Consider the following 14,494-nt stretch of genomic DNA (forward strand, 5'->3'; position numbering starts at 1 on the left):
AGATTCTCTATCTCTCGATTCAGACTCAAGCTTAACAGCAGGTTTAAGCTCAGAGGCAGACTCAAGCTCAGGAGCTAACTTAAACTTAGGTGCAGGCTTAAGCTCTGGGTCAGTTAAGCGAGGTGCACAGCTACGACGATTCTCAGGTGTTAAACCCATCGAATCACACCATTGAATATATTGATGCCATAAAGTCCTAATCAATTTCATACGCCCTCCAATTAGCTACTTTGAGTTTATCCCAACAGCGAGTCCATACCAATAAAATAGCAAGGGTAGCTAATTCCGTCCTTTAAAAAACAAAACCCCAGGCATAGCCTGGGGTTTTAGTATCGAATAATTAACCGCGTATTAGTTTTCGCGCGTCTTAGCAAATTCAATATCTGGGTAACGTTCCATCGACAGGTTAAGATTAACCATAGTCGGTGCGATATAAGTCAGGTTGTCACCACCATCTAACGCTAAGTTCATGCTGCACTTACGCTTGAACTCATCGAGCTTCTTATGATCGTCACAGTACACCCAACGCGCAGTCGCAACACTGATCGCTTCGTAAATCGCTTCAACTTTATATTCAGTCTTTAGACGACCTACAACAACCTCAAACTGCAGCACACCAACGGCACCCACAATTAAGTCATTACTATCGAGTGGTCTAAACACCTGTACTGCGCCTTCTTCTGAAAGCTGTACCAGACCTTTAAGCAACTGCTTCTGCTTCAACGGATCTTTTAAACGAATACGACGGAACATCTCTGGCGCAAAGTTTGGTACACCAGTAAAGCGAAGCTTCTCGCCTTGGGTAAAGGTATCACCAATACGGATTGTGCCATGGTTATGTAAGCCGATAATATCGCCTGGGTACGCAGCTTCGGCGCGGTTACGATCGCCGGCCATAAAGGTCAACGCGTCACTGACGTTAACATCTTTACCAAGACGTACATGATGCATCTTCATGCCTTGCTCGTAACGGCCTGAACAAATTCGCATAAAGGCAACACGATCTCGATGCTTAGGATCCATATTCGCTTGGATCTTAAATACGAAACCACTGAACTTTTCTTCTTCAGGTTGAACTTCACGAATTTCAGTTTCGCGAGGCTGTGGGACTGGTGCCCACTCAACGATACCGTCAAGAATATGGTCGACGCCAAAGTTACCTAGCGCAGTTCCAAAATAAACAGGAGTTAATTCGCCTTTTAAGAATTGCTGGTGATCGAATTCATGTGACGCGCCAACAACCAATTCCATTTCATCACGGATTTCAGCAGCATAGCTGCCAATCGCCTCATCAAGCTCTGGGTTATCTAGCCCCTTGATGACCCGAGAGTCTTGGATTGTATGCCCCATACCACCTTGATACAGGATCACTTCATCACGTAATAGGTGATAAACACCTTTGAATTCTTTACCCGCACCGATTGGCCAAGTGATAGGTGCGCACTTAATGTTGAGCACTTCTTCAACTTCATCCATCAACTCGATTGGATCGCGAATATCACGGTCAAGCTTGTTCATGAAGGTAACAATTGGAGTATCACGTAAACGAGTGACTTCCATTAGTTTAATAGTACGTTGCTCAACACCTTTCGCTGAGTCGATAACCATTAAGCATGAGTCTACCGCCGTTAATGTACGGTAAGTATCTTCAGAGAAGTCTTCGTGACCAGGCGTATCTAGCAAGTTTACCAGCGCGTCGCTGTATGGAAACTGCATTACAGAGGTCGTAATTGAGATCCCACGATCTTTTTCCATCTCCATCCAGTCAGACTTAGCGTGCTGACCTGACTTTTTGCCTTTTACCGTACCCGCCTTTTGTAACGCGTTTCCGAATAAAAGAACCTTTTCAGTAATGGTGGTTTTACCCGCATCTGGGTGAGAGATGATGGCAAAAGTGCGACGTTTGTCGACCTCAACTTTATAGCCTGACATGTATACCTGTAATTCTGGGAGTTCACAAAGGCCGCAATTATAGCCGCTCACCTATCTTTTAGCTACCACACTAAGCGGCTAAAATGAGCATCACCACCATTTGTAAAATACAGACAATAAAAAAGCCTCCTAAAGGAGGCTTTCAAGGATATAAAAACGCTTTAATTCGTAGCCAATCTTAATGCTTCATTGGTTCTCGCAAGCTCAAGTCTTGCATATCTATGTTCAACGAAGTCATAGATATTAGTCGCCAATGCGAGTCTAAAGTAATTAGCCGCCTGAACGTTATCACCTCGTTTTTGCGCAATTTTAGCCATATAGAAATATGCTTCACAGAGACGCTCGGCATACTCATCAGGGTGTTTTAGCCCTTCTTTAGCGAGGTTAAATACCTCTTCCTTACTCTTCTGGCCTAAGTAGAAATCAACTAACGCTGTCGACCAAGCATTCGCCTGCAAATTCTTGCGGTTTTCCGTCAGCTGTAGCAGCGCGGCTTGCTCATCGACTTCCCGCTCGGCTAAATAGAGCCAAAGAACTCTATAACCATCTGACGGCTCACGGTCATAAAAAGCGGTCATATCTGAAACAGCAAGCTCCATGCGCTCACCATAATAAAGCGAAATTCCGCGGTTCAGATAGGCATAGTCGTATTCAGGGGACAATTCCAATACCGCATCAAATGCTTCATAGGCACTTTCAAACTCACTTTCCTGAGTGTAATAGATCCCGAGAAAATTGTAGGCATCGGCTAAATTAGGCTGCAGCTTTAGCGCCTGATGGAAATCGATTCGACTCAGAATGCGCAAACCAACACGGTCGTAAATCACACCGCGGTCATAATGAAAACGTGCTCGTTGCTCAGGCGTTAACTCGACTGATGCTAGGATTTCATTTAACTTTGCTAAGGTAATTTCTAACTTATAATCAGGCGAAATGGGGGCAACCCTAATCGACGCTTGTTGATCACTATCGGACTGAGTGGACACACATCCTGTCAGCAGCATACTCACACTTGCCATAAGCATAATTACGGCTGTTCGCATCTTTTGATTCATCCATTTAACCTTCTGAGTTCGCCAATAGCACCAATCATAGCAACCCCTAATCACGACTGCTATCAAGGAATTGAAAATAATCCACTTATCGTTGATTAATTCAGCAGCTGACTTTATTGCAGGCATAAAAAAGGAGGCCTATGGCCTCCTTTTAATTCAAAGTGCTAGGGCTTATTCAGCAGCTGGCGCTTCGGCTTTAGGTGCAGCTTCTTTCATAGAAAGACGTACACGGCCTTGACGGTCAACTTCCATCACTTTAACTTTAACTTCTTGACCTACTTCTAAGTAGTCAGACACGTTCGCAACACGCTCTTCAGCGATTTGAGAAATGTGTACTAGACCATCTTTACCAGGAAGAATTGTTACGAATGCACCAAAATCTACGATACGAACAACTTTACCGTTGTATACAGTACCGACTTCAACTTCTGCAGTGATCTCTTCGATACGACGGATAGCTTCTTTAGTCGCTTCGCCATTTGAAGAAGCAATCTTCACTGTACCGTCGTCATCAAGTTCGATAGTCGTACCGGTTTCTTCAGTAAGTGCACGAATTGTTGCACCACCTTTACCAATAACATCACGGATCTTCTCAGGGTTGATCTTGATAGTTGTGATACGTGGAGCATGCTCAGAAATATCACCACGGTGGCCAGAGATAGCCCTATCCATTACGTCTAGGATATGAACACGAGCGCCGTATGCTTGCTTAAGAGCAATCTGCATGATCTCTTTAGTGATACCTTCGATCTTGATATCCATCTGCAGAGCAGTAATACCGTCGCGAGTACCCGCAACTTTAAAGTCCATGTCACCAAGGTGATCTTCATCGCCTAGGATGTCAGAAAGAACAACGAAATCGTCGCCTTCTTTAACTAGACCCATCGCGATACCCGCAACAGAAGTCTTGATTGGTACACCTGCATCCATAAGAGCAAGAGAAGTACCACAAACTGACGCCATAGAGCTTGAACCGTTAGATTCAGTGATTTCAGATACGATACGAACGCTGTATGGGAACTCTTCAGCAGTAGGCATAACCGCGTTAATACCACGCCATGCTAGCTTACCGTGACCAATTTCACGACGCTTAGGAGAACCAACCATGCCTGTTTCACCAACAGAGTATGGAGGGAAGTTGTAGTGAAGCATAAAGCGGTTAGTGTACTCGCCCATGATGCTATCAATCTTCTGTGCATCACGCTCTGTACCAAGAGTACAAGTTACTAGCGCCTGAGTTTCACCACGAGTGAACAGTGAGCTACCGTGAGTACGTGGAAGTACACCAGCCATAACGTTAAGTGCACGAACCATATCTGGCTCACGACCATCGATACGTGGCTGACCAGAGATAATACGGCCACGAACCACTTTCTTCTCTAGGCTACCTAGAAGACCGTCGATTTCACGTGTGTTAGCATCTGGGTTTTCAGCCAATAATGCTTCTTTAGCAGCATTCTTAACTACACCAACTTGAGCGTAACGATCTTGCTTAACTTCAATTTGGTAAGCTTCAGTAAGACCTGCTTCAGCCAAATCTTTGATCTTAGCAACAAGCGTTTCGTCTTGCGCAGGTGCAGACCAATCCCATACAGGCTTGTTAACTTCAGCTTGTAGCTCTTTAATTGCTTGAATAACCACTTGCTGCTGATCGTGACCATAAACAACCGCACCTAACATCACTTCTTCAGGTAGTGCGCTTGCTTCTGATTCAACCATTAGTACTGCACTTTCAGTACCAGCAACAGAAAGCTCTAGCTGGCTATCAACTAGCTGAGAAACTGTTGGGTTAAGGATATATTCACCATTAACATAACCAACACGCGCTGAACCTAGTGGACCATTAAATGGAATACCAGAGATAGAAAGTGCAGCTGAAGTACCGATCATAGAGATAACTTCTGGGCTGATTTCTGGATCAACAGAAACTACTGTAATGATAACCTGAACTTCGTTCTTGAAACCATTCGGGAATAGTGGACGGATTGGACGGTCAATTAGACGAGCTGTAAGCGTTTCGCCTTCAGATGGACGACCTTCACGCTTAAAGAATCCACCAGGGATCTTACCTGCTGCGTATGTTTTTTCCTGGTAATTAACGGTTAGCGGGAAAAAGTCACGGCCTGGCTCTTCAAACTTCTTGCCAACAACAGTAACCAATACTGTTGTATCACCCATACTTGCCAAAACAGCTGCATCTGCTTGACGTGCAATAACCCCAGTCTCTAATGTGACTGTGTGCTGACCATATTGAAAACTCTTTACGATTGGATTCACGTGAACCATTCCTTAATATTTAATTACCTTAATTACGCGCGTAAGTATACTGCAAGTTTATTCAATAGATAAAGAGAATAGATTGATGACAAAGCGGAATCTTTTCCCTAAAGTGGACGCATTAGCCATAAAACACCTAATCCACGCCAATATCTCTAGCAATAAAAAAAAACTAAGCCATTGAAATAAGGGGATAGAGTTAAAGATGGACAGTTTCAAATCACTGACATGGAAGCAGACTATCTTAGTGGTTTCTTCCACACTTTTTTTCGCCGTTGTGATCTTTTTTATTGAGATATCTCTCCTCGTTATCGATGCTCGCCAAGAGCTTTCGGAAAGCCAACAAGAACTCGTCGACTCAGTTGAACAGCCAGCGACCAATGCGATCTGGGCATTAGATGATTTACGTGCTGAACAAACCATTCAAGGGATCTTAAAAGTAGAGCATGTAGGCTCGGCGATATTAAAACTTGAAGATGGTAGCCGTTTCGTATCAGTTAATAATGGTGCCCCATCCGTTAATCCTGAGCTTTTTACCTCAATCAGTGCCAAACTCTTTGGCGACCTAAAACAGATCTCTCGCTCGCTGTACCGCCCTTTTTATACCGATGCTAATGGTAATAAAGAACTTATCGGCAGCCTAACCGTTTTCTATTACACTCAAGAGCTAACCAGCTCTTTATTTTCTAGCCTTAGATTCAGCCTTTGGGCAACTCTTGCGAGAGCCTTCCTGCTAACGCTTGTTCTGTCTATTGTGTTCCATCGTTTTCTTACCCAGCCGATAGCGAAAATAAGCGAAGCTATCGACAGAATCGATCCCGAATCCCCTGCGAATCACTTGCTTCCACCTGACCGTGCTCATAATGATGACGAACTCGGGGCGGTTATCTCCAAGCTCAATCAGATCTTGATTCAATTCGACACGACTCAGACTAAGCTACGCAAGATGGCGACACGGGACCCCCTGACTGAATTGCCTAATCGCACTTTATTGCTTGAAACTATTGCGGTTACCATCCAAAGAGCAAAGACCAAACAGAGACGTTTCAGCTTGCTGTTCATTGACCTAGACCGTTTTAAAAACGTTAACGATTCATTGGGACATGAAGTTGGCGACCAATTTTTAATACGAGTCGCGCGTAACCTAGAGTTAACCGTTGGCCAGATAGGTACGGTCGCAAGGCTTGGAGGCGATGAATTTGTGGTATTAGCGGATGGTTTAGACTCCCCCACAAAAGCGGTCGAGTTGGTCGATAAGTTACTGGTTCAACTGAACACGCCTATGCAACTCAATGAGCATACTGTGCACCCTGCAGCCTCAATCGGTATCGCAATCTATCCCGATGACGGCCTTCGAGCCGAAGACCTTATTCGCCATGCCGATATCGCCATGTACAGCGCAAAAGCCGCTGGCTCAAACCAATGGGCATTCTTTAAACCTCAAATGACCGAACGTGCTTCAGTACGTTTAAGAACTGAGGCTTCGTTACATGATGCGCTTGAGAACAATGAATTCATATTACATTTTCAGCCAAAACTAGATATAGAAACCGGTGCAGTGGTTGGTTGCGAAGCCCTTATCCGCTGGCAAAAGGATGGCCGTTTAATAAGTCCAGCCTCTTTTATTCCTGTGGCGGAAGAAACTGGTATGATTATTCAAATAGGCCAATGGGTTGTCGAGCAAAGTTGCAAAACCATCAAAGACTGGAAAACTCGCTATAACTTTTCGGTGCCAATTGCCATTAATGTCTCATCACAGCAGTTTTTAGATGCCAGCCTAGTCCCCGATATAAAACAGGCGGCACTGCGTTATCAAGTAGCTCCTCAATCACTGGAAATAGAGATCACTGAAACTTCTCTGATGAATGACATAGAGTCCGCAATTATAAAGCTTCAACAGTTAAAGTCCGCAGGTTTTGGCATTGCTGTAGACGATTTTGGTACAGGTTATTCTTCTCTTTCTTACCTACGGCGTCTGCCAATAAGCACCATGAAGATTGATCGTGGTTTTGTATCTGATCTGCCTGAAGAGAGTGCAATCGCATCGACTATTTTAATGCTTGGCAAGCAACTTGATTTAAACATTGTCGCCGAGGGAGTTGAGAATGAGCAGCAGCTTGCTTGGTTACAAAACCAAGGCTGTCAGATAGGACAAGGGTTTTACTTTAGTAAGCCTCTACCAATAGAATCGTTTGAAGCCAAGTACATTGCTCCAAATCGTAACACCATAAAAACCAGCAGCTAGCATTCCTCCCCTACTGTTGAGAGACATTAGCTGAGCTTAGTAACCACCTTACGTGCAGTTAGTAAAACCGTGCGCATATTTATACTGATTGGTATTACTTTTCTTGGCGCACTAAATCAGCCTCGGCATTTAAAAAATGCCTGATTTACAGGCACAAAAAAAGGAGGCATAGCCTCCTTTTAATAGATCAGACGTTAAAATTAACGACGTAGACCTAACTTCTTGATTAGCTCTTGGTAGCGAACGTTTTCAGTACGCTTAAGGTATGCAAGAAGTTTACGACGTGTGCTAACCATACGTAGTAGACCACGACGTGAATGGTGATCGTGGATGTGCTCTTTGAAGTGACCTTGTAGGTGGTTGATCTGCGCAGTTAGCAGAGCAACTTGAACTTCAGAAGAACCAGTATCATTTTCACAACGACCAAATTCAGCTAGGATTTGAGCTTTAGCTTCAACACTTAGTGACATTTCTATCTCCAAAATATTACATTAAAAAATCTTTAGCCGATCACTAACTCAGCCAAAGGGGCGCGCCATTCTACCCATTTACACTTTGGGTAGCAAGACTAATCTAGGAAGAGGTCCACAATTAGTCTTGTGGCTCTCTTAATACGATGAGTCGCTTGGGAGCAAGCAGACCATCATCGTTCATTTGTCCGATACCAACAAACTGACGAGCATCGCCAATCGTGATACGCACTAACTCATCGACAGGCAAATTAGCCACCTGCACAGGGTTACCATTCATCAGGTAAGTAGCAAGTTCATCAGAGACATTTATCTCTTTGAAACCACTTACCGCAGTATCCATAGGTAACAGTAATGGGTCCAATACCTCAGATAGAGTCAAGGACTCGGCATCAGCCTTAGCCACTAACTCTTCAAGTTGTTTCAATGACACCATTTTATCATAGGGGTAGCCAGCAACTTGTGTGCGACGTAGCATGATAACGTGTGCGCCACAGCCTAACATCTCGCCTAAATCATCTGTGATAGTACGGATATAGGTACCTTTAGAACAATGAATGTCTAAGGTTAACTCATCACCTTCAAGGCTAATAAAGTTCAACTCAAACACATTGATAGGGCGTGCCTCACGAGGAACTTCAATTCCCTCACGAGCGTACTTATACAAAGGCTGACCTTGGTACTTTAGTGCTGAATACATTGACGGGACTTGCATCGTCTCACCGCGAAAATATTCCAGCGCAGTATCTAACTGCTCTTGAGTGAAGTTAACTTCTCTCGTTTGAACAATTTCACCATCAGAGTCACTTGTATCAGTACGTTGTCCAAGCTTTGCCGTTACTAAGTAGCGTTTGTCCGCGTCGAGTAAGTGCTGCGAAAACTTAGTCGCCTCACCTAAGCAAATAGGTAACATGCCCGTTGCTAGCGGATCCAGTGCACCGGTATGACCCGCTTTATTTGCATTAAAGAAGCGTTTCACTCTTTGTAATGCAAAGTTAGAGCTCATGCCAGTGTCTTTATCTAACAGTACAATACCGTCGATAAAACGACCGCGAGAACGACGTGCCATTACTTATCGCCCTCTTCCTTAGTGTCGCCTTGTTCAGCGTCGGTTTCTACGCCGTGTTGCTTCTGCTTAGCTTCGTCGTTACTGATCACGCGGCTAACTAAGTTAGACATACGCATACCTTCAACTAACGAGCTATCGTAGATAAAGCGAAGTTCAGGCATAACGCGTAACTTCATACGACCAGCAACTAACGAGCGGATATAACCCGCAGCAGCGTCCAATGCAGCCACTTTTTGTTCGACTAATTTTTCGTCTTCTTCGAAGAAAGTAACATAAACTTTTGCATAGCTTAAATCACGAGAAACATCGACATCATTAACCGTCACAAACCCAATGCGTGGATCTTTCATATCACGTTGTAGCACCTGTGCAAGCTCTTGTTGAAGCTGCTGTGCGATACGGCGTGTACGACTAAATTCTTTTGCCATAATATATTTGCCATTCAATCAAAAAGTAAGGGCGGCTGACGCCGCCCCTATTGGTTATGAGATAGGTTACAGTGTACGTGCTATCTCAACGGTCTCGAAGACTTCAATCTGGTCGCCAACTCTGACGTCATTATAGTTCTTCACGCCGATACCACATTCCATACCGTTACGAACATCACTAACGTCGTCTTTAAAGCGACGTAGAGATTCAAGCTCGCCTTCGTAGATAACAATGTTATCACGAAGAACGCGGATTGGAGCGCTGCGCTTAATTGTACCTTCAGTAACCATACAACCTGCAATTGCGCCGATCTTTGGAGACTTAAATACATCGCGAACTTCAGCAAGACCAATAATTTCTTGCTTAAATTCAGGAGCTAACATACCACTCATTGCGTCACGAACTTCATCAATCAATTGATAGATGATGCTGTAGTAGCGTAGATCTACGCTTTCGCTATCGACTACTTTACGCGCCTGTGCATCAGCACGAACGTTAAAGCCAACCATGATAGCGTTAGAAGCTGCAGCAAGTGTTGCATCTGTTTCAGTTAGGCCACCCACACCGCGAGCGATGATGTTAACTTTAACTTCGTCAGTTGAAAGACTGTTCAATGAATCAGCAATCGCTTCTAGTGAACCTTGAACGTCTGCTTTAAGTACTAAGTTAAGCTCTTGAACTTCACCTTCAACCATATTGGCGAACATGTTTTCAAGCTTAGACTTCTGCTGACGTGCAAGTTTAACATCGCGGAACTTACCTTGACGGTATAGTGCTACTTCACGTGCTTTACGCTCATCACGTACTACAGTCGCTTCATCACCTGCAGATGGCACACCTGATAGACCTAAGATCTCAACAGGGATTGAAGGGCCGGCTTCAGTGATAGCTTTACCATTTTCATCGCGCATGGCACGGACTTTACCGTACTCAAGACCACATAGAACGATATCGCCTTGCTTAAGAGTACCTTCTTGAACAAGTACTGTTGCAACTGGACCACGGCCTTTATCAAGCTTAGATTCAACAACAACACCAGCAGCCATACCTTCACGAACGGCTTGAAGCTCAAGAACTTCAGCTTCTAGAAGAATACCTTCTAGTAGCTCATCGATACCTGTACCGTCTTTAGCTGAAACGTGAACAAACATGTTGTTTCCGCCCCAATCTTCAGACATTACGCCGTGCTGAGAAAGCTCAGACTTAACGCGATCTGGATCAGCTTCTGGCTTATCAATCTTGTTAACCGCAACAATAAGAGGCACACCACCCGCTTTAGCGTGTTGGATAGCTTCGATTGTTTGTGGCATAACACCGTCGTCTGCCGCAACTACTAGAATTACGATATCGGTAGCCTTAGCACCACGAGCACGCATAGCTGTAAATGCAGCGTGACCAGGAGTATCTAAGAAGGTGATCATGCCATTTTCAGTTTCAACATGGTATGCACCGATATGCTGGGTAATACCACCCGCTTCGCCTGAAGCTACTTTCGCGCGGCGAATGTAGTCAAGTAACGATGTCTTACCATGGTCAACGTGGCCCATGATGGTAACAACTGGAGCGCGAGGCTCAACTTTAACGTCACCATTACGGTCAGCAAGTACTTGGTGCTCTAGCTCATTTTCACGAGTTAGAATCACTTTGTGACCCATCTCTTCTGCAACAAGCTGTGCAGTTTCTTGGTCTAGTACTTGGTTAATGGTAACCATAGAGCCCATCTTCATCATCTGTTTGATGATTTCAGTGGCTTTGATAGACATCTTAGAAGCAAGTTCTGCAACAGATACTGTTTCACCGATGCTCACTTCAGCTTTAACTACTGCTGCAGGCTTAGTGAATGCGTGGTCCATTGACTCTGGCGCAACGCTACGAGTATTACGTGAGTTACGTGAGTTACGGTTGTCACGACGGTTGTCTTTACCGCGCTTACCTTTACCACCTGGCTTACCAGCACCAGCGTTAGCGTTTGCGTTGTTACCCGCGTTCGCAGAAGGCTTGCGTGGACGACGGCCGCGCTTTTCAGCGTTAGCATCAGCTGTATCTTCAGCTGCACGAGCTTCAGTTGAAGTTGTCACGTGGTGGTCAACTGATTTCTCAGCTTCTTTACGTGCCTTCTCTTCTTCAGCCCAACGCTTTTCATTTTCTTCAGCTAAACGACGAGCTTCGTCAGCTGCTGCGCTAGCTTCTTCATTTGCCTTAGCTTTTGCTACTGCGTCTTGCGCTGCTAGTAATTTAGCTTCTTCAGCCTTAGCTGCTTTGTCTTCAGCAGTTTCAGCTGCTGGTTTTTCTGTTTGCACTTTTGCTTTCGCCTTAGCTTCCGCTTCTGCTTTAGCCTTCACTTTTGCTTCTGCATCGACTTTCGCCTTAGCTTCTGCTTCTGCTTTTGCTTTTGCTTCAGCTTCAGCAGCCTTAGCTTCTTCTGCCTTTGCCGCTGCTGCTAATTCAGCTTCAGCCGCTTCGTCGCGTTTAACGAAAGTACGCTTTTTACGCACTTCAACTTTAACGTCTTTTGACTGTCCACCGCTACCAGCAACACTGAGTGTTGAAACTGATTTACGTTGTAATGTCATTTTCGTTGGGGCTGCATCGCCACCGTGTTGCTTCTTAAGAAAATCAAGCAACTGCTGTTTTTCAGTTTCAGAAACCGTATCGCTTGCCGACTTCTTAATACCAGCCTGAGAAAACTGCTCAACTAAACGTTCAGTGCTTTTCCCTACTTCTGTGGCTAGTTTATCTACTGTAGTATCCGCCATATATAAAACTCCCCTCTGCTGATCGACTTATGCTTCTTCGCCAAACCAACAGATATTACGGGCAGCCATAATAAGCTCACCTGCTTTTTCTTCTGTCAATTCTTCAATTTCGATCAAATCATCAATGCCTTGTTCGGCTAAATCTTCAAGCGTAATTACGCCTTTGCTTGCCATTACGAATGCCAAGTGTCTATCCAAACCTTCTAACGCAAGAAGATCTTCACTTGGTTCAGCACCATCTAGTGCCTCTTCAGTCGCAAGAGCACGAGTAGAGATCGCCGCTTTTGCGCGCTCTCTTAATGATTCAACGATATCTTCGTCGAATCCATCAATTTCTAGTAATTCTGATGCTGGTACGTAGGCAATCTCTTCTAGAGACGTGAAACCTTCATCAGAAAGTAGTTGTGCAAACTCTTCATCAACGTCGAGCGCTTGAATGAACAAGTTCACTACCTTAGCGCTTTCAGCTTGATGCTTAGCTTTCATGTCAGCTACTGTCATCACGTTTAGCTCCCAACCAGATAGTTGAGTTGCTAGACGAATATTTTGACCGTTACGGCCAATCGCTTGCGCTAAGCTGTCTGCTTCAACGGCGATATCCATTGAGTGGTTGTCTTCATCAACGATGATAGATGCCACATCAGCTGGTGCCATACAGTTAATAACGTATTGCGCTGGGTTATCATCCCAAAGCACGATATCAACACGCTCACCGCCAAGCTCGTTAGAGACAGCTTGAACACGTGCGCCACGCATACCAACACATGCACCGATAGGATCGATGCGACGGTCGTTAGACTTAACCGCAATCTTAGCGCGAGAACCTGGATCACGAGCAGCGCCCATGATTTCGATCATCTCATCTTGAATTTCTGGTACTTCAACACGGAATAGCTCAATAAGCATATCTGGTTTAGTACGAGTCAAGAATAACTGTGCGCCGCGAGCTTCTGGACGTACCGAATAAAGCAATGCACGAACACGGTCGCCTGGACGGAACGATTCACGTGAAATTAAATCTTCTTTGAACAGTACGCCGTCTGCGTTAGTACCAAGATCAACAACAACGCTCTCGCGGTTGCTCTTCTTGACTACGCCAACAATCAACTCACCTTCGCGGTCGCGGAACTGATCTACAATTTGAGCACGCTCAGCTTCACGTACTTTTTGTACGATAACTTGCTTAGCTGTTTGAGTAGTAATACGGTCGAATGCAACCGACTCGATTTCATCTTCGATGTAACCACCCAACTCAATTTCTGGATCGTCATATTTAGCAGCTTCAAGCGTAATTTCACGGAATGGGTTTTCCAATGGTACGCCAGCATCTTCAACTACCATCCAACGACGGAAAGTTTCGTATGCACCAGTCTTACGGTCGATTGCGACACGAACTTCGATGTCACCTTCGTATTTTTTCTTGGTTGCTGTGGCTAGTGCAATTTCCAGCGCTTCAAAAATCTTTTCGCGCGGTACACCTTTCTCATTTGAAACCGCCTCAGCGACTAGCAGAATCTCTTTATTCATTGTCTTGCCTCGTTCACCTTGAATTCATCAAAACTTAGCGATTAAGTTGCCTTTACGGATATTATCCAAAGCAACGATAAGTTCATTCCCATCTACCGACAGATTAAGCATTTGCCCATCTACGCCAGTAACAGTGCCTTTTAAATTACGACTGCCTGCAACAGGCATCGTTAGTTGTACTTTTACAGTCTCACCAATGTAGGCCTGGTACTGCTCAGCAGTAAACAAAGGTCTATCTACACCAGGAGAAGAAACTTCTAATGTGTATTCCGTTGAGATTGGATCTTCAACGTCCATAACAGCACTGACTTGGCGGCTTGCTTCGGCGCAATCTTCAATGAAGATGCCTTTTTCGTTGTCTATATATAGACGCAAGATAGAATGCTTGCCTGCTTGAATATATTCCAGACCCCAAAGCTTGTGGCCTAATGCTTCAACTGGCGCTTTGAGCATCTCTACCAGTTTGCGTTCTAATGTAGCCAAGGTTACCCCCAGAAAAACAAAAAAGGGCCTAATAGCCCCAGTACACGCCACAAAAGTGGCCGTTTTATAAGTTCCAGATAACAAAAAACCCCGTAATGACGAGGTTGATATATCCAGAACCTGTAACAGTATAGAAATAAATTCTTTACTGGGAAGCTGGTTGCGGGGGCCGGATTTGAACCGACGACCTTCGGGTTATGAGCCCGACGAGCTACCAAACTGCTCCACCCCGCGACAACTTGTGCAAGTAT

At 44.7% G+C, this 14,494-nt stretch carries 10 protein-coding genes, 1 tRNA gene and 1 pseudogene; 1 reads left to right on the forward strand and 11 read right to left on the reverse strand.

The window, feature by feature from the left end; all coding sequences use genetic code 11:
- Positions 1 to 99 precede the first annotated feature (99 nt).
- The 4 genes and pseudogenes from SPEA_RS23555 to pnp form a co-directional block, all read right to left on the reverse strand.
- Positions 100 to 210, reverse strand: a pseudogene (locus tag SPEA_RS23555) (DUF5363 family protein); the annotation flags it as partial.
- A gap of 141 nt (positions 211 to 351) precedes the next feature.
- Positions 352 to 1,932 carry a peptide chain release factor 3 gene (gene prfC / locus SPEA_RS16085; protein WP_012156274.1) on the reverse strand — a complete coding sequence of 527 codons (1,581 nt, stop codon included), beginning with the start codon at positions 1,930 to 1,932 and terminating at the stop codon, positions 352 to 354.
- A 161-nt stretch (positions 1,933 to 2,093) separates the two neighbouring features.
- A complete protein-coding gene (gene nlpI / locus SPEA_RS16090) occupies positions 2,094 to 2,987 on the reverse strand; it encodes a lipoprotein NlpI (protein ID WP_012156275.1) in 894 nt (297 codons plus the stop codon).
- A gap of 171 nt (positions 2,988 to 3,158) precedes the next feature.
- Positions 3,159 to 5,264 carry a polyribonucleotide nucleotidyltransferase gene (gene pnp / locus SPEA_RS16095; RefSeq protein WP_041411039.1) on the reverse strand — a complete coding sequence of 702 codons (2,106 nt, stop codon included), beginning with the start codon at positions 5,262 to 5,264 and terminating at the stop codon, positions 3,159 to 3,161.
- A gap of 205 nt (positions 5,265 to 5,469) precedes the next feature.
- Here pnp and SPEA_RS16100 point away from each other — a divergent pair, with 205 nt between their 5' ends.
- Positions 5,470 to 7,509: a putative bifunctional diguanylate cyclase/phosphodiesterase gene (locus tag SPEA_RS16100; protein WP_012156277.1), complete on the forward strand. Its 2,040-nt coding sequence runs from the start codon at positions 5,470 to 5,472 to the stop codon at positions 7,507 to 7,509.
- Between the two features lie 200 nt (positions 7,510 to 7,709).
- On the opposite strand, the gene rpsO is transcribed toward SPEA_RS16100, so the two are convergent.
- From rpsO to SPEA_RS16135, 7 genes are all read right to left on the reverse strand, one after another.
- On the reverse strand, positions 7,710 to 7,979 hold the full coding sequence (gene rpsO, locus SPEA_RS16105; RefSeq protein ID WP_012156278.1) for a 30S ribosomal protein S15: 270 nt from the start codon (positions 7,977 to 7,979) through the stop codon (positions 7,710 to 7,712).
- 121 nt (positions 7,980 to 8,100) lie between these two features.
- On the reverse strand, positions 8,101 to 9,048 hold the full coding sequence (truB, locus tag SPEA_RS16110; protein WP_012156279.1) for a tRNA pseudouridine(55) synthase TruB: 948 nt from the start codon (positions 9,046 to 9,048) through the stop codon (positions 8,101 to 8,103).
- A complete protein-coding gene (rbfA, locus tag SPEA_RS16115) occupies positions 9,048 to 9,476 on the reverse strand; it encodes a 30S ribosome-binding factor RbfA (RefSeq protein ID WP_012156280.1) in 429 nt (142 codons plus the stop codon). Before rbfA ends, truB begins: the two co-directional genes overlap by 1 nt.
- 66 nt (positions 9,477 to 9,542) lie before the next feature.
- Positions 9,543 to 12,233: a translation initiation factor IF-2 gene (gene infB, locus SPEA_RS16120; RefSeq protein WP_012156281.1), complete on the reverse strand. Its 2,691-nt coding sequence runs from the start codon at positions 12,231 to 12,233 to the stop codon at positions 9,543 to 9,545.
- Positions 12,234 to 12,260: 27 nt separating this feature from the next.
- Entirely contained in the window at positions 12,261 to 13,760 is a 1,500-nt protein-coding gene (gene nusA, locus SPEA_RS16125) for a transcription termination factor NusA (protein WP_012156282.1), read from the reverse strand.
- Positions 13,761 to 13,787: 27 nt separating this feature from the next.
- Positions 13,788 to 14,243: a ribosome maturation factor RimP gene (gene rimP / locus SPEA_RS16130; RefSeq protein WP_012156283.1), complete on the reverse strand. Its 456-nt coding sequence runs from the start codon at positions 14,241 to 14,243 to the stop codon at positions 13,788 to 13,790.
- A gap of 157 nt (positions 14,244 to 14,400) precedes the next feature.
- A tRNA-Met gene (locus SPEA_RS16135) sits at positions 14,401 to 14,477 on the reverse strand.
- Between the last annotated feature and the right edge of the window lie 17 nt (positions 14,478 to 14,494).

Source organism: Shewanella pealeana ATCC 700345, from assembly GCF_000018285.1.
GTDB lineage: Bacteria > Pseudomonadota > Gammaproteobacteria > Enterobacterales > Shewanellaceae > Shewanella > Shewanella pealeana.